Genomic DNA, 22,534 nt, shown 5'->3' with positions numbered 1-22,534 from the left:
CCGGAGCGTCGGGCCCGTCAGCCGAGCTTCTTCGCCTGCGCCGCCACGACCTCCGTCGGCAGGGTGAACTTGGCACCGCCGTCCGCACCCGCCGTCAGGTTGAAGGAGAAGAACGTCGCCACGGTGCTTGCCTTGCGGAGCGCCACCAGCTTGTACGCGAACTTCGCCCCGTCCTGCTCCTGGACGACCGTCCAGGCCGCCGCCTCGTCGCCGCCGGTGATCTTCTCCTCGGTGACCGAGACGATCTTCTGCCGGTCGCCCGCGATCGTGACGGTGAAGCCGCCCGCGCACTCCGCCGCGGCCTTCTTCACGGCGGCGTACGCGTCCGGGCCCGCCGCCCCGTCGTACGTGTTCAGCGCAACGAGGGTGGACGTCAGGTCGAAGGCCGCTTTCATGGCGTCCTCGACCCCTTCCTCCGACATGTCCTCGACCGGCTTCTTGGCGCCCTTCACCGGCTCGGTGACCACCTTGCGCTTGGCGGTGGCCTTCGAACCGTCCGCCGCCACACCGAACATGGCGTGGACGACCGGCACGCAGGCTTCCTTGTCGGTCTTCAGGCCGTCCGCCGGAACCTCGTCGTCCGGGCCCGCCTTGGTGACCTTGTGGCCCTCGACGTCACCCTGCTTGAGCGACGCGGTCTCCAACTCGGCGGCGCTGAGGGCCTTGCCACCGGCCTCGGCCCCGGCATCGCCCTTCGGGGCCTGGCTGCTCGCGTCGGCGGCACCGGCCTTGTCGTTCTTCCCGGCCCCCGCGCCGGTGTCGGACGAGCCGCCGCAGGCGGTGACGAGCAGGGTCAGGGACACCGCGCAGGCGGCGAGGGCGGTACGGCGTACGGCAGTGGCGCGCATGGTTCTTCTCTCCGGTTCGGGAGCAACCGCCCCTCCCCCCGTGCGGCACTCCGAGGCCGTCTGGGACGGGCCGTCGCAGTGATCCTCACCTTACGATCGAACCTCTGAGCGATGTTCTTCCCGGCGAGCCCTCTCGGCGGATCGTGATTCGGCTGTGATCACCCTGTGAACGCACTGTGCGGAGCCGCCGTACAACCCCCGCCGCCCGCCCGCTCCTTGGCCCTGCCGGTCAGCCGCCGGGCGAGCGCTCGATCAGGTGGCTGAACGCGTCGAGGTTGCGCGTGGACTCGCCGCGCGACACCCGCCACGCGTACTCCTTGCGGATCGAGCTCGCGAAGCCCAGTTCGAGGAGGGTGTTGAACGAGTCGTCGGCCGCCTCCAGGACCGTGCCGAGCAGCCGGTCCAGCTCCTCGGGGGTGACCACGGAGAGCGGCAGCTTGCCGACCAGGTAGATGTCGCCGAGGGAGTCGATCGCGTAACTCACCCCGAAGAGGCGGAGGTTGCGCTCCAGGAGCCAGCGGTGGACCTCGGCGTCGTTCTCGTCCGGGTGGCGGACGACGAAGGCGTTGAGGGAGAGGGAGTGCTTGCCGACGATCAGCGAACAGGTCGTCGAGAGCTTGCGCGTGCCCGGCAGCGTCACGACGTAGTTGCCGGGCGCGGGACTCTCCCAGGCGAGCCCGGCATCGTTCAGCGTCGCCTCGATGACCTGGGCCGCTGCTGTTTCCTCGGGTACGTCAGCCATGCAGCGAGCGTACGTCAGCGGGGGCGGGCGGGCAGGAGGGGCTCAGCAGCCGTGGTGCACAGGGTGCGTACGGACGGTGCGTACGTACGGACGTGGCTCAGCCGTGGTGCGTGAGCGCGCGGCGGCGGTGGTCGGTCAGCGCGGCCGTGTACACGTCGGCCGTCCCCGAGGCCGCCGTGTCCCAGCCGAAGGACTGCGCGTGCGCCGCCGCCGCCGCGCCCATCCGCTCGACCAGCTCCGGCGCGTCCGCGAACCGCTCCAGCGCGCGGGCGTACGCCTCCGGCTCGTGCCCGGGTATGAGGAAGCCGCTGACCCCGTCCCGCACCGCCACCGGCAGCCCGCCCACCGCCGCCGCGACCACCGGCGTACCGGCCGCCTGGGCCTCGATGGCGACCAGGCCGAAGGACTCGCTGTACGACGGCATGACCAGCACCGACGCGGCCCGGAACCAGTCCGCCAGCCGGTCCTGGCCCACCGGCGGGTGGAACCGTACGACGTCGGCGATGCCCAGGCGCGCGGCCAGCTTCTGGAGCCCCTCGGGCTTGGCCAGCCCGCTGCCGCTGGGCCCGCCGACCACCGGCACCACGATCCGGGAGCGCAGGGACGGGTCCCGGTCCAGCAGCACCGCCACCGCGCGCAGCAGCACGTCCGGGGCCTTCAGCGGCTGGATGCGGCCCGCGAAGAGGGGGATCAGCGCGTCCTGCGGCAGGCCGAGCCGGGCCCGGGCGGCGGCGCGGGCGGATCGGGCCTCCCCCGGACGGAGCGTGTCGGAGTCCTTGGGGAAGGGGCGGAAGCGGTCCAGGTTGACGCCCGGGTGGACGACGGCGACGGTCGCCGGGTCGGCGTCGTAGAAGCGGACCAGCTCGTCGGCCTCCTCGGCGGTGTTGGCGATCAGCCGGTCGGAGGCGTTCACGATCTGGGTCTCGCCGATGACCCGGGCGGCCGGTTCGGGGGTGTCGCCCTCGGCGAGCGCGGCGTTCTTGACCTTGGCCATGGTGTGCATGGCGTGCACGAGCGGGACGCCCCAGCGCTGGGCGGCGAGCCAGCCGACCTGGCCGGAGAGCCAGTAGTGGGAGTGCACGAGGTCGTAGTAGCCGGGGCGGCGACCGGCCCAGACCTGCATCACGCCGTGGGTGAAGGCGCAGAGCTGGGCGGGCAGGTCCTCCTTGGCGAGCCCCTCGTACGGCCCGGCGTCGACGTGCCGGACCAGGACGCCGGGAGCCAGCTCGACCTCGGGGGGCAGCGATCCGGTGGTGGCCCGGGTGAAGATCTCGACCTCGATGTCGATCGCGGCGAGGCGCTTGGCGAGCTCGACGATGTAGACGTTCATCCCGCCCGCGTCGCCCGTGCCGGGCTGGTGCAGCGGGGAGGTGTGCACGGAGAGCATCGCGATGCGCCGCGGCTTGCGGGGGGCTCCGGCGAAGCCGCCGGGGAACCTGAGGCGCGGGCCGGTCCGGGCGGAGCCGAGCCGGGAGACGTACTGGCTCACGTCGTCGGTCCTCCTCACTCAGGGCATGCCGGGGAAGGGCGCGGGGCCCTCCGAAGGGCGAGAACAGCGGAATCCCGCCTTTCATTTCCGCTTTGCCAAATCATTACGGAGGCGGGGGCGCGGGGGAGGCACGAAGGCGGGCGCACGGGGGCGCCCCGGGCCCCGGTCCGCTTGCCGTCCGGCTTCCTGCCTGCCGCCGTCCTGCTTCCGGTCCGCTTGCCGCCTTGCTTCCTGTCTGCTGCCGTCCGACTTCCGCCCGTGGGCACCCGCGTACCCGCTCCTCCCCCGTCGCATACGCTCACCGCATGCGTCAGCGCCCCATCGGCACCGCCACCCGCGGGACCACCAACCCGAACCGGCTGCGCCGCATGGACCGCTGGATCGCCGCCGCGCACGGCCCAGCCTTGCGCCGCGCCGACACCCCCGTGGCCGTCGACCTCGGGTACGGGGCCGCCCCCTGGACCGCCGTCGAGCTGCTGGCCCGGCTGCGGACCGCCGAGCCCCGCACCGCCGTGGCGGGCATCGAGATCGACCCGGAGCGGGTCGCGGCGGCGAAGCCGTACGAGCGCGAGGGGCTCACCTTCGTCCACGGCGGCTTCGAGATCCCGCTGGCGGTGCGGCCCACGCTCATCCGGGCGGCGAACGTGCTGCGCCAGTACGACGAGGACCAGGTCGCGGAGGTCTGGGCGCGGCTCCGTTCCCGGCTCGCCCCCGACGGGCTCCTGGTGGAGGGGACCTGCGACGAGATCGGGCGGCGGCACGTGTGGGTGGCGCTGGGGCCGGAGGGGCCGCGGACGGTGACCTTCGCGACCCGGCTCGGTTCGCTGGAGCGCCCCTCCGACCTCGCGGAGCGGCTGCCGAAGGCGCTGATCCACCGCAACGTTCCGGGCGAGCCGGTCCACGCCTTCCTGCGCGACTTCGACCGGGCCTGGGCGGCGGCCTCCCCGTACGCGTCGCTCGGCGCCCGGCAGCGGTGGATCGCGGCGGTGCGGGCGGTGGCGGGCGACTGGCCGGTGGCGGACGGCGTACGGCGGTGGCGGCAGGGCGAGGTCACCGTCGGGTGGGACGCCCTGCGGCCCAACAGCCCCTGAGCAGACACCTACCGAGCGGAGCCTCTCGTTCGGGCGAAAGTATGCTCTTCGGGGGAACGCCGCAGGTGCGCCGTTCGTCCTGCGGGGTGGGGAGAGGGCGGGGCAAGTGGCCCGGCGGGTCCGTCATGTGACGCGTCAGGTGCCGCGTACCTCTGTTGCTTTACGGGACGACGTGGCACGATCGCGACGTCGCCCGCATGTTACTGACGGTAAGTCAGTCGTACGCTATCTGGCGCTTCGACCCGGAGACCGGCCCGGGGACCAGCCCGGAGGGGGAGCTCGTGAACCGACGCCGCTGTGCCGCTGCCGCCATCACGCTGGTCTGTGCGCTGGGGCTGCTGACCGTCCCGGTCCAGGCGATGGCCGCGCCGCTCCCGGACGTGCCGCCGACCGCTCCCGGCGCCTCGGCCCCGCTGTCTCCCGCGTACCCGCTGCCGCCCTCCTCGCCGCTGCCCCTCTCCGCGTCGGACCAGAAGCTGGAGAAGGTCCGCGAGCAGATCGAGACGCTCTACCGGAAGGCCGGGGCGGCGACGGACGCGTACAACCTCGCCCAGGAGCAGACCAAGAAGCAGTCCGGCGAGATCGTGAAGCTGGCCAAGGCGATCGTCGACGGCCAGGCCCGTATCGCCGAGCTGAAGGACCGGGCCGGCGCCCAGGCGCGCGAGCAATACCGCAACGGCGGCCTGCCGCCCGGCGCGCAGCTGGTCCTCAGCGACGACCCGCAGCTCTTCCTCGACGGCATCAACAAGGTCCGGCAGAGCCAGCAGGCGAACAAGACGGTCCTGGCCGAGCTGAAGCGGACCCAGGAGGACCTGGAGACGTACACCCAGGACGCCAGCTCCCACTGGCAGAAGCTGGAGACGAACCGGGTCAAGCAGGCCAAGGCCAAGAAGAAGATCAACGCGCAGATAGCCGCGGCGGAGAAGCTGGAATCGCAGCTGGAGAAGAAGGAGCGCGCCCGGCTCCGCCAGCTGGAGCGGGAGGCCGCGAGCCGGGCCCAGTCCGCCTGGCTCGCCACCCGGCCCCAGCCCGCCCAGGGCATCGAGAACGTCGGCGGCGGGGCGACCCCGGCAGGCAGAGCCGCCGTGGCCTTCGCGACCGCGCAGATAGGCAAGCCGTATGTGTGGGGGGCCACCGGCCCCGGTTCGTACGACTGCTCGGGGCTGACGTCGAAGGCATGGGCGGCGGCGGGGCGCCCGATCCCGCGCACCTCGCAGGAGCAGTGGCGGCTGCTCCCGCGCATCGACATCCAGGACATGCGCCCCGGCGACCTGATCATCTACCACGCCGACGCCAGCCACGTCGGGATGTACGTCGGCGACGGCTCGATCGTCCACTCCCCGCGCCCCGGCCGCAACGTCACCCTGGCGGGCGCGGGCTCGATGAAGATCCTCGGCGTGGTCCGGCCCGACAAGTAGGCCCTCCTCCCCCGGAGGGAAGGGCCACCGGACGTACGTGAGCGGCGCCACGCGGCGGGTACGGGCGCGGGCGTACGCGGGTGATGTTTGTCATGGCCTCTCCCCCGCCCCCTCGGCGCCCCATCCCGCCTGATCCGTGCCGGGACGCGGCTTATGACGGCGCATATGACGGGGGCCGGTCCCTCTGTGCCATTCCGTTCCCCGGGCGCGGACCGCTATCGTCCCCGACTGGCAGGGCGTCGATCGTCGTCCCGCCGCGCCCTCGGGGGGAGGGAAGGAAACCCGAACCGATGCCCGTACCCGTACCGCAGCAACGTGACGTTCCCGCTGCGGAGCCCCACCATGGCGCCGACCTCACCGTGCTGGTGATCGAGGACGACCCGGCGGGCAGCATCACGGGTCCCGAACTCTCGGCAGCGGCCGGAACCCGGGTCCGTATCCGTACCGCCCGGAATCTCACCGAGGCGGACCGGCTGCTCACCGACGACGTCGACTGCATCCTGCTGGACCTCGCGCTGCCCGTACCGGCCGCGGGCACGGGCGCCCCCTCCCCGTCCGGCGGCGGGGACCACCGCCCGGAGCCCGCCCCGCAGCGGGCCGAGGAGCTGGCGGTCCTCACCCACGTCCTGCGCATCGCCCCGCTCCACGCGGTCCTCGTGCTCACCGCGCAGGACGACACGGAGCTGGCGGCCGAGGCGGTACGGGTCGGGGCACAGGACTACCTCTTCCGCGGCGAGCTGGACGCGCGGGTGCTGAGCCGCGCCATCCGGTACGCCGTCGAGCGGAAGCGCGCCGACATCGCCCAGCACCAGCTGACGGAGTCCGGGCTGCGCGCCCAGGAGAACGCCCGCCTGGAACGCGGCCTCCTGCCGACCCCGCTGCTGGAGGGCTCCGACCTGAGCTTCGCCGCCCGCTACCGGCCGGGCCGCAGCCGCGCCCTGCTCGGCGGCGACTTCTACGACACCGTGCGCACCCCGGACGGCACGGTCCACGCGATGATCGGCGACGTCTGCGGGCATGGCCCGGACGAGGCGGCGCTCGGGGTCGAGCTGCGGATCGCCTGGCGGGCGCTGACCCTGGCCGGGCTCTGCGGCGACCAGCTGCTCTCCACGCTCCAGCAGGTGCTGGAGCACGAACGGCAGAGCGAGGAGATCTTCGCGACGCTCTGCACGGTCGACATCGCGCCCGACGGCCGCCGCGCCGGGCTCTGCCTGGCGGGCCACCCCGCACCCCTGCTGGCCCGCCACGGCCGCCCGGCCCGGCTGCTCCCGTACGAGGACGGCGGCCCGGCGCTCGGGCTGCTGCCGCGCGCACGGTGGCCGCGCCGCCAGGTCGAGCTGGGCGGGGAGTGGAGCCTGATGATGTACACGGACGGGCTGATCGAGGGCCGCGTCGGGCCGGGCAGCAGTCAGCGGCTCGGCCAGGACGGCATGGTCGCGATGGTCAACAGCCGACTGGAACAGGGGCTGGCGGGCGAGGAGCTGCTGGAGGCGGCGGTCGCCGAGGTGCGGGAGCTCAACGGCGGCGAGCTGACGGACGACGTGGCGGTGCTGCTGCTGGGCCGCGACCCGGAGCGGATACGGCGGCGGGGCCGGAGCGCCCCGCGCCCCGGCCCCGCACCTTCCGCCGCTGCTTCTGCTTCCGCTTCTTCTGCCGCTCAGCGCCCGCCGTTGTACGGCCCGTAGGGCCCGTCACTGCTGGAGCCGCCCCGGCGGCCACCGCCGCCCGAGACCTCCTTGAGCGCGGGCCGTACGTCGACCATGAACACGATCGACGCGACCACGCCCGCGAGCTGGAGGAAGAGGAAGGGGATCAGCAGGTTCACGGCGATGGCGACGCCGAGGATGATCAGCCAGAAGGACTTGTTCTTCTTGTCGGCGGCACGGTAGGCGTCCTCCCGGGCGGTCGCCGCGAAGACGAAGGCGACCACGGCCAGCACCAGCATGCCCAGGTAGAGCAGCTGGAGGAGTGAGCCGAATGCGGAGAGCAACATGGTGTGAACCGCCTAGTGAGTGGATGAGCGCCCTGCGGCCGAGAAGGCCAAGGTACCGGGACAACGAACCGGCCACCGGTAAAGGTGCCCGCCCCGCGCCCCGGTCACTCTTCGGGCCCGCCGTACGGATACGGCGGGGTCCGGGTCACTTGCCGGCGGGCGGCGGGGTCTTCTTGGCCGCGGGCTTCCGCGGAGCGGGAGCCTTCTTGGCGGGCGCGACCTTGGCCTCGGCTTCAGCGGGCGCGGCGGCCTTGGCCTCAGCGGGCACGGGCTTCACGGCAGCAGGCTTCACGGCGGCGGCCTTCGGCTCGCTCTTGGTCGTGGCCTTCGTCGTCGCCGTGGCCGTGGGCGCGGGCTTCGACGCGGGCGCGGCCTTCGGCTCGGCCTCGATGACGGCGGCGATCTCGACGATCTCGTCGGCCGTCTCGCCGCGCCAGGTCCGTACGGTCTGCTCGCCGTGCTCGGCGACCTTCTCGTACGTCTCCCGGGCCCGCACCGCGTACTCGGCGGCGATGCCCACGCTGCGCAGCGCCAGGTCCTGGGCGCTCTCGCCGAGTTTCTTCAGGTCGGCGGCGTCGAACGAGCCGAACACCTCGGTGACCTTCGCCTGCACGGTGGCCTGGGCCTCCTTGGCCTGCGTGGTCACCTTCTCCTGCACGGCCCTGGGGTCCGTGTTGCGTACGGCCTCGAACCGCTCGGGCGCCTCGGCCCGCAGCTGCTCGATCAGCGCCGGGACCTTACGCGCCTGCTGCACGGCCAGGTCGGCGGTGCCTGCGGCGAAGTAGAGGGGGGTGCGGTCGGTGAGGGTCTTGCGCAGGTCATCGGTGATGGCCATGACTGTGGTCCTCCCGGATCATCAGAACCAGCTGCTAGCTGTGAGGGTTGTCGTCTTTCCTGGCATCCGCCGTCTTGGGCGTCTCGTCCGCCGCCGTGGGCGTCTTGCCCGCCTCGGGCGTCTCATCCGTCCTGGGCGTCCTGTCAGCCCCGTCCGTACCATCCGCCTTGTCCGTCTCGGGGACGAACCCGTTCTCGCGGCGGAAGGAGTCGTAAATCTGCAGAAGGACGTTCTTCTGCCGCTCGTTGATCGACGGATCGGCCAGAATGACCGCCCGCGTCTCGAGCTCCTCCCGCTCCCGCTCGTCGAGGATTCCCGCCCGGACGTAGAGGGTCTCGGCCGAGATCCGCAGCGCCTTGGCCACCTGCTGCAACACGTCCGCACTGGGCTTGCGCAGGCCGCGCTCGATCTGGCTGAGATACGGATTCGACACCCCGGCGGCATCGGCGAGCTGCCGCAGCGAGAGCTGCGCGGCATTGCGCTGCTCGCGGAGGTACTCACCGAGATTGCCGACGTTGAGTGATGCCATGACTCGATACTGCAACACCTGCGCTAACTTTTGCAAGCACGTGCTTGCAAAAGTGTCGCGCGCCACGTGTGACTGCTGTGACTCTCCGCGATCACTCTTGTCCGTTCCCAGTGCTTGTGAGGTTTCCCGCTGGATCTGCTCGGCGAAGTGATCGAGTCCCAATCAATCTGCGCGGCGAGGTCTCTCGGGGGCTGAGCTACGGACGTCGCGCGACGAAGACGAACTCCTTGCCCGGCCTGTCGGGCGCGTCGCATACGTCCTCCACCACGTACCCCTGCGCGATCAGCTCCGTCTCGACCTCCTGCCGCTCGCGGAAGCGCAGGGTGGAGTCCGACGTCATTACCTCCCCGTCGGCAGCGAACACATAGGTCCAGCGGAACGTCACCAGCGGCTCGCTCACCTCGATCACTTGGACCCAGCTTTCGACTGGGCCGACATCCGGGATCTCCGTTACGCGATATGAGGCTTCGCGGTTCCACTCCTCCCAGGCGCGTTTGGCTGGGTCCCGGGTCTCGAACACCAGACGGCCGCCAGGCCGTAATGCTTCGTACGCGCCACGCAGGGTCTCGCGCCATGCCTGCGGAACCAGGATTTCCTGGGCGGCGTTCGCCGTCATGGTTGCCAGGTCGACCTGCATCGGCGGGAGTGCCACGGCATCGCCACAGATCCAGTGCACTTGCTCGCTGCCCGGTTTGGCTCGGGCCACGTCGATGGACGCTTGAGCGGGATCGACACCCACGACTTCGATCCCGCGTTCAGCCAGTAGAAGCGCGAACACGCCTGTTCCACAGCCGATGTCCAGCACTTGACGTGCCCCGAACTCTTCCGTCATCTGGACGTACGCGTCGAGATCGCTGCGATCGGGGTCGAGTGGGTCGTAGATCGCGGCGAGCCGTGGATGTCCAAAGCATTCGTCTGTCATGCGGCCGAACGTAGGGGCCGCTGAGCTCGGACGCCTACTCAATTTCGCCGCATGCCAGCGGTGTTGGCCTTCTTGCCGTCAGAGATCTTCGGCCGATCACTCGGATGGGGGATTTGGCCCCATTCCTTCTTCTCGTTCCCACGAGAGGGAGTTCATCGCCACCTACCCGGAGTTCGTCACCATGCTCGGCATGGTGGCCGACCCTGCTTGGCGAGCACGACGGGCGCCTCGCCAATGGGTGAACCTCAGCCAGCACCGACGCACGATCGACGCTGTCTACGCAGAAGCCGAGCGCCGGCTCAATGTCCCCTCTCTCCGCGAGAAGCGTGAGTCCCACACCTTCTCCAACGACGCCCTCTTCCGCTGGACCGACGCATCGGGGAGATCACTGATGCTGGTGATGACGCCGGAGAACCACAACGCCCTACGAGATGATTCCCAGTGGAACTGAGAAGCCCCATGCCAGAGCCCTTCGGCCGGACAGACCTACTGGGACGGCCCCACCTCACGCCCGAACAGGCTCGCCGCTGTTCAGATCCACTGGGCCCTCCACGCTCCCGAGGGTCCCAGCTGAAATGACAAGGCGCAGTTCAGGGGCACCTCATCGATTCAGATCTCTCGGGAACGGACAACTCTCGCGCCCGGTGGGACCCCGGTCACGGAAGTCGGGGACCAGTGCAGCCTGTACGGGCTAGGCTCACCCCGTGTCCGATCCGACCCGCGACCCCCGTATGCAGTCCTTGATCGACCAGCTCCTGCCGGGGGCCGTGAGAACGGGCAGAGTCATCGGGTTCGACGGAGCGGACGTCCTGGTACGGCTCGTGGACGCCGAGGGCGGGGAAGCCGAGATCGCCCGGATTCCTCAGGAGGAAGCGTCGATGCGTCGGACGGACCATCCGTCCGAGCTGTTCGAGGTCGGCCAGGAGATCAGCGCCGAAGAGGTCTGGCGTTGGGGCGAGGGTCAGCTTCACCTCTCCGCCAGGGCGTGCGAGATTCCGGCCCTGCGGTCCTTCCTCCTCGCGCTGGAAGTGGGGCAGGTCGTTTCCGGGACGGTCGCGAAGGTTCACGACTTCGGGGTCTTCGTTCACGTCGACGGCGAACCGGACGGCCTCCGCACCGGCTTCATCCGGGTGCCGGACCTGGCCTGGGGCTGGTTCAGCCACCCGTCCGAGGTGGTCGAAGCAGGTCAGCGGATCTCCGCCGAGGTGATCATCACCGAGACCCGGACCGGGCAGGTCACGCTCTCGCTGAAGGCTCTCCAGGATGATCCGCTCATTCGGGTCGATCCCGCCACCAGAATCCCGGAAATGAACAGAAGGGTGCCCCATGGCAGGTGAACGGATCTGGTTGGACGTTCCCTTCGCCGAGAAGGACGAGGCGAAGAAGGGCGGGGCACGCTGGGACCCTGCTGCCAAGCGCTGGTACGCGCCCCGCAGCGGGATCGCGGAGCTTCAGCGGTGGGCGCCTGCCCCGGACATCCCCGACCTGCTTCCCGGTGAGGACCGGAGCCTCGGCAGTGGTCTCTTCGTCGACCTGGTGCCCAGCACCTGCTGGTTCACCAACGTCCGCTCCTGCGTGGACGCGAGGGACTGGGAACGCCTCCGCCGCATGATCACCGGGCGGGCCGGGCAGCGGTGCGAGATCTGCGGGGCCGGTGAGGACCGCGGGACCGGGCGGTGGCTGGAGGCCCACGAGCGGTGGGTCTTCGACGACACGGCACGCGTACAGACCCTCAAGCGGCTGATCTGCCTCTGCACCGACTGCCACACGGTCACGCACTTCGGCTATGCGCAGGTCCGCGGGGTCGAGAGGCAGGCCCTCGCGCATCTGGTGCGGGTCACCAGGATGAGCGAGTCGCAGGCCCGCCTGCACATCAGCTCCGCCTTCGCCCTGTGGGAGCAGCGCTCACAGACCGCCTGGACCCTGGACCTGGGAATCCTCACGAACGCCGGAATCGCTCTCGCCCCGCCGCCGGAGGCGAGGGACCGTGCCCGTGTCGCGGGGGAGACCCTCCGTTCGGCCGACGGCCCATCCGTACCCAGGCAATCCGGACCGGACCCGGCTATTCGCCGGAGGCCGTGACTGCGCTGATCGCGGGGCGGGCAGCGAGAACTGCCCAAGGCACCTTGTGGTCGGGCCTTCTTGGGGGGCGGGCCTTCCTGGGGGCGGCGCGTTCCTGGCGGGCGGCGCGTTCCGTCTGCGCCTCCGGTCACGGCCCTTCCGTCAGCCGCCGGATCTCCCTCCAGCGCGGCGCCTCGTCATCAGGGGTGTCCGGGGACGCGAAGTGGAAGGGCACACCGAGGTGGTCGGCCAGTGCCCGCCCGGCCTCGGCGGCCGCAGGGCCAGGAGGGGGGCCGTCAGACCGGTGGAGGACCGTTGCCAGGCGGCCCTCCCCCTCCGGGGCGTCGAGAACCGCGACCAGGAGGACGAACCAGTCATGCACCGTATCGCCGTCCCAGAGCGCCTCCACCGCCGCCACCCGGCCCGGGAGAGCCTCGGCGCGGGACGCGAGCGCGGGGAGATCCAGCGGATCGGGCGGCGTGCGCTGTACGCGGTCGCCCAGGGCCTCGTACCGGGCGTGGACCACCCGCTCGGCTTCCCACAGGCCCAGCCCCAGCGGGCGCAGCGCCTTCCAGACGGACCGCAGGGCCGACAGCCGGCGGTCCCGCAGCACGTCGGCATCGACCTCTCGGCGGGTCCGTTCCTCCAAGTAGTCCCACCAGCCGCTCACGGGGTCACCGGGTCACAGGCCGGGATCTCAGGGTGCGTGTCATGGGCTCGAACGTACGCCAGGAGTCGGCGCCCGCCGTACGCCAGGAGTCGGCACCCGCCTCGCCCGGGCCGACCCCGGTGACCGGCCTTCAACCCCGGTGGTTGACCTTCACCTTGGGGGAAGCCACAGCATCGGTGGGGCCGGGCGACGCGCTCGGCATGAGGAGGGACGGGGCATGGAACTGCTGACGATCGGTACGTTCGCGAAGGCGTCCCGGCTGTCACCGAAGGCACTGCGCCTCTACGACGAGCTCGGACTGCTGACCCCCGCCCACGTCGACCCGGTGAGCGGCTACCGCCTGTACGCCCCGGAACAGCTGGAGCGGGCCCGGCTGGTCGCCTGGCTCCGGCGCCTGGGGATGCCCCTGGCCCGTATCCGGCACATCGGCACGCTGGAACCGGCCGCGGCGGCCCAGGAGATCCGTACGTTCTGGGCCCAGGTCGAAGCCGACACCGCCGCCCGGCGGAACCTCGCCTCCTTCCTCATCGACCATCTGTCACGGAAGGACCCCGGCATGTCTCCGGCCACCGCACCCCTGGACATCCGTTACGCCGCCCTCTCCGACCCGGGCCGCGTCCGCGGCCACCATCAGGACACCGTCCACGCCGGGCCCCGGCTGCTCGCCGTCGCCGACGGTTTCGGCAGCGGAGGGGCGCTGGCGAGCGCCGCCGCCGTCGATGCGCTCAGGCACCTCGAAACGGACGGCATCCCGGCGGGCAGCCTCCTGGATGTCCTCCAGGACGCCGCCGAAAGCGCCGCCGAACAGGCCCGGCAGGCCGTGGCCGACCCCGCCGGGGACGGACCCGAAGAAGCCGGTACGACGCTGACCGCGATGCTCTGGACCGGGTCCCAGCTGGCCCTCGTCCACATCGGCGACGCCCGCGTACACCTCCTGCGCGACGGAGAGCTGTTCCAGATCACGCACGACCACACCCTGGTGCAGTCGATGGTCGACGAAGGACGCCTCACCCCGGAGGAGGCCGCCTCCCACCCCCAGCGGTCGCTGCTGCTGCGCGCCCTGGGCCGGGGAGCCGACGGCAGCCCCGACCTGCACCTGCACGACGCCCGGGCGGGCGACCGGTACCTGCTCTGCTCCGACGGTCTGCCTGCCGTCGTGACCACCGAGGAGATCCGCCGGGTGCTCTCCGGGGCCGGGGACCCCGAGCAGGCCGTCCGCGAACTCGTCGCCCTCGCCAACGACTTCGGCGGCCCCGACAATGTCAGCTGCGTGGTCGCCGATGTCGTGGAGGTCCGGGCATAGAAGCGAACGGTATGCACTTCGAGCTGCACCGTTTCCGCTCCCGGGAACTCATCCGCGAAGCGGACGCCTACCGGCTCGCCCGCACAGCGCGGCGGCCGGAGCCCCGTACGGCCGTACCCACTTTTTTGTGGGTACTTGGCAGTGGGCTGCGGCGAAACGATCCTTGAGGAGGGCGTTCGGGCCCTGAGTGACAGGAAAGAAAGGGCAGGAAGAAAAGGGGCGGGAGGAGAAGGGCGGCGAGAGGAGAAAGGTGCGTCAGGAGGCCGATCTCGTCTTCGCCAGTCCTTCCAGACGGCGGTGGCCCCAGTCGGAGAGGGCGTCCAGCAGCTGGGAGAGCTCCTGGCCGTTCTCGGTCAGGGAGTACGTCGTCTTCAGCGGCAGGACGTCGTGCACCTGCCGGTGCACCAGCCCGTCGGCCTCCATCTCCCGGAGCGCCTGAGTCAGCACCTTCTCGCTGAGGCCCGGCAGCTCCCGGCGCAGCTCGCCGGGGCGGCACGGGCCGGATGCCAGCTGCCAGATGAGGGCCGACTTCCACTTTCCGTCGATCACCGCGATCGCGGCGGTCACCCCGCAGACATCCATGTCCTGGGCCCGGCTGCGCGTCATCGTCGCCCCATTTCTTGAGAAGCCACCGATCATTTTACGGAGTTGAGCCATGTCTCTGCCGAACGAAAAAAGCACCCGGTCCGCCGCCGTCACCGTCATCGGGCTGGGACCGATGGGCCGGGCCCTGGCGGGCGCGTTCCTGGCTGCCGGGGTGCGCACCACGGTCTGGAACCGGACACCGGGGCGGGACCGGGAACTGGTCGAGCGCGGGGCGATCAGCGCCCCGACGGCCGAGGAAGCCGTGGCCGCGAGCCCGCTGACCGTGGTCTGCGTGGTGAACTACGACGCGGCGGACAGCATCCTGCGGCGCGACGCGGTCACCGGCGCGCTCAAGGGGCGCACGGTCGTCAACCTGACGGCCGACACCCCGGACCGGGCCCGGGACGCCTCCGCCTGGGCGGGCGAGCACGGTGTCCGTTACCTCGACGGGGCGATCATGACGCCGACCGTGACCATCGGCACTCCGAACGGCGTCTTCATCTACAGCGGCCCCGAGGACCTCTACCGCGAGCACCGGCCCGTACTGGACACGCTGAGCGGCACCCATACCCACCTCGGCGAGAAGATCTGCCGGGCGGCGGCCTATGACATCGCCCTGCTCGACATCTTCTGGACCGCGATGGCGGGCTTCAACCACGCCCTGGCGGTGGCCCGGGCCGAAGGGATCACCGCCGGGGAGCTGGCGCCCTTCGCCGCGGGGATCGGCGCCATTCTCCCGGCGGTCTTCGAAGGGGTCGCGGAGGAGGTGGACCGGGGGGACTTCTCCGACGAGGGCAGCCCGATGACCTCCACGGCGTCGACCATGGCCCATGTCATCCACACCTCCGAGGCCCACGGCATCGACGCGAGCGTGATGCGCGCGGCCGAGGGCCTCGCCCGCCGGGCCATCGGGCGCGGCCATGGCGCCGAAGGGTTCCACCGGGTCGCGGAGCTGCTGGGTCGTAACTGAGCGCGATACAGCACACGTTGTACGGGAGCGGGCAGGAAGGAGCTTACGCGGTACGGGGGTTGATCGGCCGGGGCGGGCGCGCGGGGCCGGGCGGAGCCGGTCGGACCCGGTCGCACCCGGCCGGGCGACAGTCCAGGTCCGGTCAACAACTGCCGTACGGCACAGGCCCCGCCCAGCGCCGCCCGCCCCGCCAGGCTTCCGTTCACACGACTGACAAGCAGACGTCACACCCGTACGGAATGCGCTTCCGCCCGCCGCCCGTTGACATCGGTATGGCCATAGGAGTAGCACTCAACGCATCCGATGCCGACAACGAGATCGACGCCACCGTGGCACTCGCCCGCGAGGCCGCCGACGCCGGGCTGCGGTCCGCGTGGTTCGGGCAGCGCTTCGGCGTGGACTCGCCCGCGCTCGCCGGAATCGTCGGGCGGGAGGTGCCCGGCCTCCAGGTGGGCACCTCCGCCGTCCCGATCTTCGGCCGCCACCCGCTGCTGGTGTCCAGCCAGGCCCAGACCGCCCAGGCCGCCACCCACGGCCGCTACCACCTCGGGCTGGCGCTCGGCGCCCAGCACCTCGTCGAGGGCGGGTTCGGGATTCCCTTCGAGCGGCCCATCGCCCGGCTGCGCGAATTCCTCACCGCCCTGCGGCAGTTGACGGAGACCGGCACCGCCGACTTCCACGGCGAGCTGCTCACCGCGACCACCCCGATCCCCGCCCGCGTCCCGGGCGCCGAGGGCGGGGTGCCGCTGCTCGTCGCCGCGATGGGGCCCCAGGCGCTCCGGGTCAGCGGGGAGCTGGCGGACGGCATCCTGCCCTATCTGGCCGGGCCGCGCGCCCTGGCCGACCACATCGTCCCGGCCGTCACCGCGGCGGCCGAGGCCGCCGGGCGGCCCGCGCCCCGGATCGTCGCGCTGGTCAACGGCGTGGTGACCGACGACGTCGAGACCGTACGGGAACGGGTCGCCGAACGGCTGGCGTTCTACGAGAAGATCCCGTCCTACATCCGCGCCATCGGGCTCTCCGGCGGCCGACGGGCCCTCGATGTGGCGGTGGTCGGCGACGAGAAGGCGGTCGCGGCGGAGGTGCGGCGCTACCGGGACGCGGGCGCCACGGAAGTGGTCTTCGCGGGGACGGAGGTCGCCGGGGACGCCGACCGGCGCCGCACCTGGGCGCTGCTCGGCGAGCTGGCCGGCTGACCTCGGGCGGGCCAGCCCTCAGCACAACTGCCCCTCAGGGCAGCGGAGATGTCGAGGCGGCGGCGTACCGGCGGGCCAAGTGCGCGAAGGCGTACCGGAGTTCAGATGGTCCGATGACCTCGATATCGGCGTCGAACCTGCCGATCGCGGCCGCCAGACCGGGCCAGGACCACGAGCCCAGCACGAGTCGGCAGCGGTCCGCGCCAAGTTCCTCGACGACTCCGTCGTGGGTGTGGCGCAGCACGTCGGCGGCGGGGAGGCCGAGGACGACCTCGCCCCGGCAGGGCCACCCGCCGACGCCACCTCCGGTATCGGCGGCGTCACCGCCCCGGAACCGGGCGGTGACGAAGGCCGCCACACCCCCGCCGGGCAGCTCACGCGGGGTGAAGCGGGGGCCGGTGGGGGTGCGCGGGGTGATCCGGTCGGCGCGGAAGGTCCGCCAGTCGTCGCGGTCCAGATCCCAGCCGACGAGATACCAGCGCCCGCCCCAGGTGACGAGATGGTGCGGCTCCACCCGGCGGGGCGGAACCGGGGCCGGGGGCGTAGCTGACGGTGGGGGCGGAGCCGGAGCCGAGGTCAGCGGTGAGGCCGGAGTCGGGGATACCGGCACCGACACCGACACCGGGCTGTAGTCGAAGCGCAGCACCTCACGGGCGTGGACGGCCGCGCCGATCGCCACGAGCACACCGCTGTCCGCCTGGGGTGCCGGGCGGGCCGCCGGGCGGTCGACCGCGGTGACCCGGAGGCTGTCGACCCGGTGACGCAGCCGGGTGGGCAGGACCTGGCGGACCGTGTTCAGCGCGCGGGCCGCCGCCTCCTCGATGCCCGCGCCGGAGGCTGTGGCGCTCTGGAGCGCCACAGCGAGGGCGACGGCCTGCTCGTCGTCGAAGAGGAGCGGCGGCAGCGCCGTGCCCGCCTCCAGCCGGTACCCCCCGTCCGGGCCCTTCGCCGCCACGACCGGGTAGCCGAGCTCCCGCAGCCGGTCCACATCGCGGCGTACGGTACGCGGGCTGACGTCCAGCCGTTCGGCCAGCAGCGCCCCCGGCCAGTCCCGGCGTGCCTGGAGGAGGGAGAGCAGCGACAGCAGCCGCGCGGAAGTTTTCGGCATGACATCCATGGTGCCCGGAGTAGCGGACACAACCTGTCCTCTTCTCTTGGGATGGTGGACCCACACCCGGAAAGCCGAAGCACCGAAGCACCGGAGCACCGGAAAGCGGCAGCCCCGGAAAGCCGGAGAACGCGTACCACCGGAAAGGCCCGATGACCATGACCTCCTCCCCCGCCCCGTCACCCGCCGTCGACGGCGAACGCGCCGACATCCTCGCCGAGCTGGCCGAGGCGCGAGCCGCCCTGACCACCACGGTGCGCGGGCTCGACGACGCGCGGATCGCCGAGCGGCCGACCGTCAGCGGGCTCCGCCTGGGCGGGCTGATCAAGCACGTCGCCTCCATCGAGGAGGGCTGGCTGCGCTTCGTGGCCGACGGCCCCTCCGCCCTGCGCTACGACCTGCCGGAAGGGGTGACCTGGGAGGACTTCAAGGCCGGTACCGCGCAGACGTACCCGCAGTGGGCCATCGACCGGCAGACCGAGTTCCAGGTGCTGCCCGGCGAGACCCTGGCCGGCATCCTCGCCCGGTACGAGGAGGTCGCCGCCCGCACCACGGAGATCGTCGCCGCCCTCCCCGACCTGTCCGTGACACACCCGCTGCCCGAAGCGCCCTGGCACGAGCCCGGAGGCGTCCGCAGCGCCCGCCGCGTGCTGCTCCACGTCATCGCCGAGACGGCCCAGCACGCCGGGCACGCGGACATCCTGCGCGAGACGATCGACGGGCAGACCTCGACATGAGCCGCACCCCCGTCCTCAGCACCCGGGCCCTCAACCGGGCAACCCTCGCACGGCAGTTGCTGCTCGACCGGGCCGACGTACCGGCCCTCGACGCGGTCGCGCACCTCTGCGGACTCCAGGCCCAGGAGCCGCAGGAGCCGTTCACCGGGCTCTGGTCACGGCTGCGTGGATTCCAACCGGGCGAGCTGTCCGAGCTGCTGACGGAACGTCATGTCGTACGCACCCATCTCATGCGCCGGACCGTCCACCTCGTCGCCGCCGAGGACGTCCTCGCCTGGCGGGCCCGCCACAACGCCATGCTGCGCCAACGTGTCCTCGGGGTCTACCGCCGCGAACTCGAAGGGGTCGACCTCGACGAACTCGCGGCGGCGGGGCGGGCGGTGCTGGCCGACGGCGAACCCCGTTCGATGGCCGAGCTCGCCCGCGCGGTGGCCGACCGCTGGCCGGAGGCGGGCACCCGGCCCCTGGGCGAGATGCTGGTCGCGGGCGTCCTGGCAATGGTGCAGCTGCCGCCGCGCGGGGTGTGGCGGACAAAGGCGGGGGTGCGCAACGCACTGGTCTCCTCCTGGCTGGGGCGGGAGATCGATCCGCCGTCGCCGGACGGGTCCGATCCGGTGGGGCAGGCGCTGGTACGGCGGTACCTCGCCGCGTTCGGGCCCGCCGCCACCGCCGACGTACGGGCCTGGTCGGGTCTGGCCGGGCTGCCGGGCGCGGTCGCCGCGCTCCGCGGGGAGCTGGTGACCTTCCGCGACGAGCGCGGCCGGGAGCTGCTGGATCTCCCCGACGCGCCGCGCCCGGACGCGGACACCCCCGCCCCCGTCCGTTTTCTCCCCGCTTTCGATAATGCGCTCCTCGGCTACGACGACCGCACCCGGATCGTCGACGACGCCGACCGGGGCCTGTCGGTCGCCGGGGCCCGCGTGGTCCTGGTCGACGGCCGGACCGCCGCGACCTGGGACGTGGAGGCGGGGACGGGCACCGTGACGGTCGCGCCGCTGCGGCCGTTCTCCCGCGCCGACCGGACCGCCGTCGCGGAGGAGGGACGGGAGCTGGCGGCGTTCCTCTCGGACGGGGAGAGCCGACGCGTACGGGTCACGGCCGCTCCGGCGTGAGGCCGTGCGGCGTGAGGCGGTACGGGAGGCGGTGCGGGCCGGGTCGGGTCGGCGCGTGAACCCGTACGGCCCGGTCTGGTGCGGGAGCCGGTGCGCGCAAGCCCGTACCGTATGAACCCGGCGCGGGCCCGCGCTCCTCGCTCAGCCGTGCCTTCCGGCCGCCGCCTCACTCACCCCGGGGTGGGCGGGTTCGAGGAGTTGGACGAGCAGCGCCCGCAGTTCGTCCTCGCCGCCGGGGCCCAGCAGCTCCGCCACCTCCGCCGCCAGCAGGCCGACCGCCTCCGCGACCGTCGCCAGCCGGGTGTGCCCGAGCTCGGTGAGCTCCAGGGCGTGCCGGCGCCGGTCGTGCGGATCGCGCCCCCGGTGGACCAGCCCGCCGTCGACCAGCTCGTCCACCAGCTGCGAGGCCGCGGGCCCGGTGATGGCCAGTTCCTGGGCGAGCCGCTGCTGCGGGCAGGGGCCGGAGGCGGCCAGGACGGAGAGCGGACCGTAGTGGCGCACCCGCAGACCGGTCCCGGCCAGCTTCTCGTCGCCCAGCCTGCGCAGCCGGTGGTGGGCCTGCTCGACAAGGTGCTCGGTGCTCTGCACGAGGTCCTGGGTGCCCGGCGGGAGCAGCCGGGCCAGCAGGGTGTTGAGGCGGGTCACCTGCTCGGCGCTGAGGACGGCGGTGAGCCGCGCGTTCCGCTCGGCGACCGCGCGGCGGCCCGTCTCCACGGCGGAGCGGCCCTCGTCGGTCAGGGAGAGGATGTACTGACGCCGGTTGTCCGGGTTACGGGTGCGGAGCACCTGGCCCCGGCCCTCCAGACGGTCGATGACGCCCACCATGATGGTCCGGTTGATGCCGAGGCGCTCGGCCAGGTCGAGCTGGGAGACCCAGTCGCCGCCGGTGAGGGCGTCGAGGACGAGGAACTCCCGGGAGCCGTCCTCCGGGCCGTCGGTGCGGGCCGCGAACCGGGCGAACACCCGGCGCAGGAGATAGCCGATGAACCCGGTGAGCGCTTCCGGCAGAACACCGGAGACCTCGGCCGTGGCCTCCGCCCCGGCCGCCGGAGCCGTCTCCGGAACGGGGCCTCGCGCCGCGTCGGGCTCGACTCGCACGTTGGTCACTCCCCTTCGGAACCGGGTGACCGAGTATACGGCGGGCAACCCGGCCAGACCGGGCCCCGATCACGGCCCAAAGCCCCCGGAGGACCAGGGCCCCGATGACCGGGCCTCCACCCGCAGCGGCCCGCCGCCCGCCCACCACACACCGGAACCCCGCCCGGTGGGGGCCGGGCGGGGCGAGGAGGGGCCGTTTCCGGTTAGCCGGAGCGACCGGAGCGGTCAAGGCTGCCAGGCCGACTAGCGCGGCGGCCGGGCCCGAGGAGCCGTGGTGTCCGTGGCCCTGATGGTGGACAGGGTGACGGCCAGGGCCACCAGGTAGATGCCCGCGCCGATCAGGAGCCCGGCGGAGTAACCGGCAGTGAGCGCCTCCGCCCGGTCGCCGGGTCCGTCGCCGGTCAGCCGGGCCCCGGTGATGACCGAGGCGGTCGCGGCCAGGACCGCGAGGCCGACCGCGCCGCCGATCTGCTGGCCGGTGTTGATCAGACCCGCCGCGATCCCGGTGTCCTGCGGGGAGACGCCCCGCACGCTGATGACCGTGACCGTGACGAAGACCAGCCCGAGACCGAACCCGCAGACCAGCTGGGCGGGGAGGAGGACGGCCAGGGCGTGCTGACCGGGTGCCAGGAAGCTGAGCCAGACCATGGCCGCGCTGCCGGTGACCAGCCCGGCGGAGATGACCGAGCGCTCGGACGCCCTGGCCAGCAGCTGCGGGCCGACACCACCGGCCGCGACGCCGATACCGACGGCGAACGGCAGGTAGGCGAGGCCCGTGGCCATCGGCTCGTACCCCTTCACGAGCTGCATGTAGAGGGTCAGGAAGTAGAAGGTGGCGACCATGCCCGCCCCGACCAGGAACATGACCGCGTTGGCTCCGGCCCTGCCCCGGTCCGCCAGAACGGCGCCCGGCACCATCGGCGCCCGGCCGGTGCGCTGGATGACGACGAAGGCGGTGATCAGGACGACAGCGGCGGCCAGGCCGATCAGGGTGCCGCCGTCGCCGAGGCCCTTCTCGCCCGCCCGGGTGACGGCGTACACGAGGGAGCCGAACCCGAAGGTCGCGGTCAGGGCGCCCGGCACGTCGACCGAACCGCGTTCGCGCCCGCCTTCCTTCAGGACCGCCGTGCCGATCAGTACGGCGACGGCGATGGGGACGTTGATGTACATGACCCAGCGCCAGCTGAGGAATTCGGTCAGCGCGCCGCCGAGGAGCAGCCCGACGACCGAGCCGAGCCCGCCCATCGCCCCGTACACCCCCAGCGCCTTGTTGCGCGCCGGTCCCGCCGGGAAGGTGGCGGCCAGCAGCGAGAGCGCGGTGGGGGCCGCGATGGCGGCGCCCACGCCTTGCAGGACCCGGGCGGCGATCAGGACTTCACCGCTGCCCGCGAGGCCGCCGAGGAGCGAGGCGAGGGCGAAGACGACGAGTCCCGTACGGAACACCCGGCGGCGGCCGAAGAGGTCGCCTGCCCGGCCGCCCGCCAGCAGCAGTCCGCCGAAGGCCAGGGCGTAGGCGGTGATGACCCAGCCGAGTCCGGCGTCGGAGAGGCCCAGCGCGCTCCGCATGCTCGGCAGGGCGACGGCCACGATGGTGTTGTCGAGGACCAGCATGAGCTGGGCCGCCGCGATGACCGCGAGCGCGAGACCGGGCCGCCGGTCAGCGGCGGGGGGCGGGGCAGCGGGTGCGGTGGAGCCCGGCGGTTCGGCGGGACCGGGCGGAGCGGTGGAGCCCGGCGGCTCCGCGGGGCCCGGTGGAGCGGCTTCGGTTCTGTCCTGCGTCGGCATGGATGTCTCCGTACGTTTACGTAGGTGGGCTGCGACGGTCCG

Annotated in this window: 22 protein-coding genes; 10 read left to right on the top strand and 12 right to left on the bottom strand. The window is 72.3% G+C overall.

Annotated features, from left to right (window positions below; translation table 11 throughout):
- Positions 1 to 17: 17 nt before the first annotated feature.
- The 3 genes from B7C62_19315 to B7C62_19305 form a co-directional block, all read right to left on the bottom strand.
- Entirely contained in the window at positions 18 to 848 is an 831-nt protein-coding gene (locus B7C62_19315; protein ID ARF74150.1) for a hypothetical protein, read from the bottom strand.
- Positions 849 to 1,077: 229 nt separating this feature from the next.
- The gene (locus B7C62_19310) at positions 1,078 to 1,590 is read right to left on the bottom strand and encodes a YbjN domain-containing protein (protein ID ARF74149.1); all 513 of its coding nucleotides are present in this window, start codon (positions 1,588 to 1,590) and stop codon (positions 1,078 to 1,080) included.
- Positions 1,591 to 1,687: 97 nt separating this feature from the next.
- Positions 1,688 to 3,079 carry a D-inositol-3-phosphate glycosyltransferase gene (locus tag B7C62_19305; protein ID ARF74148.1) on the bottom strand — a complete coding sequence of 464 codons (1,392 nt, stop codon included), beginning with the start codon at positions 3,077 to 3,079 and terminating at the stop codon, positions 1,688 to 1,690.
- A gap of 305 nt (positions 3,080 to 3,384) precedes the next feature.
- Between B7C62_19305 and B7C62_19300 the strand changes: the two genes are divergently transcribed.
- The 3 genes from B7C62_19300 (at position 3,385) to B7C62_19290 (ending at position 7,273) form a co-directional block, all read left to right on the top strand.
- Positions 3,385 to 4,170, top strand: coding sequence for an SAM-dependent methyltransferase (locus B7C62_19300; GenBank protein ARF74147.1), 786 nt, complete (start codon positions 3,385 to 3,387; stop codon positions 4,168 to 4,170).
- Positions 4,171 to 4,451: 281 nt separating this feature from the next.
- Entirely contained in the window at positions 4,452 to 5,588 is a 1,137-nt protein-coding gene (locus tag B7C62_19295) for a glycoside hydrolase (protein ARF74146.1), read from the top strand.
- A 290-nt stretch (positions 5,589 to 5,878) separates the two neighbouring features.
- A complete protein-coding gene (locus B7C62_19290; GenBank protein ID ARF74145.1) occupies positions 5,879 to 7,273 on the top strand; it encodes a phosphatase in 1,395 nt (464 codons plus the stop codon).
- Here the strand turns inward: B7C62_19290 and B7C62_19285 are convergent.
- From B7C62_19285 to B7C62_19270, 4 genes are all read right to left on the bottom strand, one after another.
- A complete protein-coding gene (locus B7C62_19285) occupies positions 7,246 to 7,581 on the bottom strand; it encodes a hypothetical protein (GenBank protein ARF74144.1) in 336 nt (111 codons plus the stop codon). The genes B7C62_19290 and B7C62_19285 overlap by 28 nt on opposite strands.
- A 145-nt stretch (positions 7,582 to 7,726) precedes the next feature.
- The gene (locus B7C62_19280; GenBank protein ARF74143.1) at positions 7,727 to 8,416 is read right to left on the bottom strand and encodes a hypothetical protein; all 690 of its coding nucleotides are present in this window, start codon (positions 8,414 to 8,416) and stop codon (positions 7,727 to 7,729) included.
- Between the two features lie 34 nt (positions 8,417 to 8,450).
- Positions 8,451 to 8,945: a transcriptional regulator gene (locus tag B7C62_19275; protein ARF77264.1), complete on the bottom strand. Its 495-nt coding sequence runs from the start codon at positions 8,943 to 8,945 to the stop codon at positions 8,451 to 8,453.
- Between the two features lie 196 nt (positions 8,946 to 9,141).
- Positions 9,142 to 9,867, bottom strand: a complete 726-nt coding sequence (locus tag B7C62_19270; protein ID ARF74142.1) for an SAM-dependent methyltransferase — start codon at positions 9,865 to 9,867, stop codon at positions 9,142 to 9,144.
- A 767-nt stretch (positions 9,868 to 10,634) separates the two neighbouring features.
- On the opposite strand from B7C62_19270, the gene B7C62_19265 reads away from it, so the two are divergent.
- Together B7C62_19265 and B7C62_19260 are read left to right on the top strand one after the other, a co-directional pair.
- On the top strand, positions 10,635 to 11,204 hold the full coding sequence (locus B7C62_19265) for a hypothetical protein (protein ID ARF77263.1): 570 nt from the start codon (positions 10,635 to 10,637) through the stop codon (positions 11,202 to 11,204).
- A complete protein-coding gene (locus tag B7C62_19260) occupies positions 11,194 to 11,949 on the top strand; it encodes a DNA primase (GenBank protein ID ARF74141.1) in 756 nt (251 codons plus the stop codon). Before B7C62_19265 ends, B7C62_19260 begins: the two co-directional genes overlap by 11 nt.
- 127 nt (positions 11,950 to 12,076) lie before the next feature.
- On the opposite strand, the gene B7C62_19255 is transcribed toward B7C62_19260, so the two are convergent.
- The gene (locus B7C62_19255) at positions 12,077 to 12,598 is read right to left on the bottom strand and encodes a hypothetical protein (protein ID ARF74140.1); all 522 of its coding nucleotides are present in this window, start codon (positions 12,596 to 12,598) and stop codon (positions 12,077 to 12,079) included.
- A 217-nt stretch (positions 12,599 to 12,815) separates the two neighbouring features.
- On the opposite strand from B7C62_19255, the gene B7C62_19250 reads away from it, so the two are divergent.
- A complete protein-coding gene (locus B7C62_19250; protein ID ARF74139.1) occupies positions 12,816 to 13,901 on the top strand; it encodes a hypothetical protein in 1,086 nt (361 codons plus the stop codon).
- Between the two features lie 255 nt (positions 13,902 to 14,156).
- Here B7C62_19250 and B7C62_19245 read toward each other — a convergent pair whose 3' ends face one another.
- A complete protein-coding gene (locus tag B7C62_19245) occupies positions 14,157 to 14,507 on the bottom strand; it encodes a transcriptional regulator (protein ID ARF74138.1) in 351 nt (116 codons plus the stop codon).
- Between the two features lie 49 nt (positions 14,508 to 14,556).
- Between B7C62_19245 and B7C62_19240 the strand changes: the two genes are divergently transcribed.
- Entirely contained in the window at positions 14,557 to 15,456 is a 900-nt protein-coding gene (locus tag B7C62_19240; GenBank protein ID ARF74137.1) for a dehydrogenase, read from the top strand.
- Positions 15,457 to 15,728: 272 nt separating this feature from the next.
- Positions 15,729 to 16,652, top strand: coding sequence for an LLM class F420-dependent oxidoreductase (locus B7C62_19235; protein ARF74136.1), 924 nt, complete (start codon positions 15,729 to 15,731; stop codon positions 16,650 to 16,652).
- 34 nt (positions 16,653 to 16,686) lie between these two features.
- Here B7C62_19235 and B7C62_19230 read toward each other — a convergent pair whose 3' ends face one another.
- Positions 16,687 to 17,760: a DNA-binding transcriptional regulator gene (locus B7C62_19230; protein ARF77262.1), complete on the bottom strand. Its 1,074-nt coding sequence runs from the start codon at positions 17,758 to 17,760 to the stop codon at positions 16,687 to 16,689.
- Between the two features lie 152 nt (positions 17,761 to 17,912).
- Here B7C62_19230 and B7C62_19225 point away from each other — a divergent pair, with 152 nt between their 5' ends.
- Positions 17,913 to 18,497: a hypothetical protein gene (locus B7C62_19225; protein ARF74135.1), complete on the top strand. Its 585-nt coding sequence runs from the start codon at positions 17,913 to 17,915 to the stop codon at positions 18,495 to 18,497.
- Positions 18,494 to 19,609, top strand: coding sequence for a hypothetical protein (locus B7C62_19220; GenBank protein ID ARF74134.1), 1,116 nt, complete (start codon positions 18,494 to 18,496; stop codon positions 19,607 to 19,609). The genes B7C62_19225 and B7C62_19220 overlap by 4 nt, the downstream gene beginning before the upstream one ends.
- Positions 19,610 to 19,750: 141 nt before the next feature.
- Here B7C62_19220 and B7C62_19215 read toward each other — a convergent pair whose 3' ends face one another.
- Positions 19,751 to 20,716 (bottom strand): transcriptional regulator, encoded by a 966-nt coding sequence (locus B7C62_19215; GenBank protein ID ARF74133.1) that lies wholly within the window; start codon positions 20,714 to 20,716, stop codon positions 19,751 to 19,753.
- Positions 20,717 to 20,950: 234 nt separating this feature from the next.
- Entirely contained in the window at positions 20,951 to 22,492 is a 1,542-nt protein-coding gene (locus B7C62_19210; GenBank protein ARF74132.1) for an MFS transporter, read from the bottom strand.
- Positions 22,493 to 22,534 lie beyond the last annotated feature (42 nt).

The organism is Kitasatospora albolonga (genome assembly GCA_002082585.1).
Taxonomy (GTDB): domain Bacteria; phylum Actinomycetota; class Actinomycetes; order Streptomycetales; family Streptomycetaceae; genus Streptomyces; species Streptomyces stephensoniae.
This window is presented reverse-complemented; position numbering and strand designations above follow the sequence as displayed.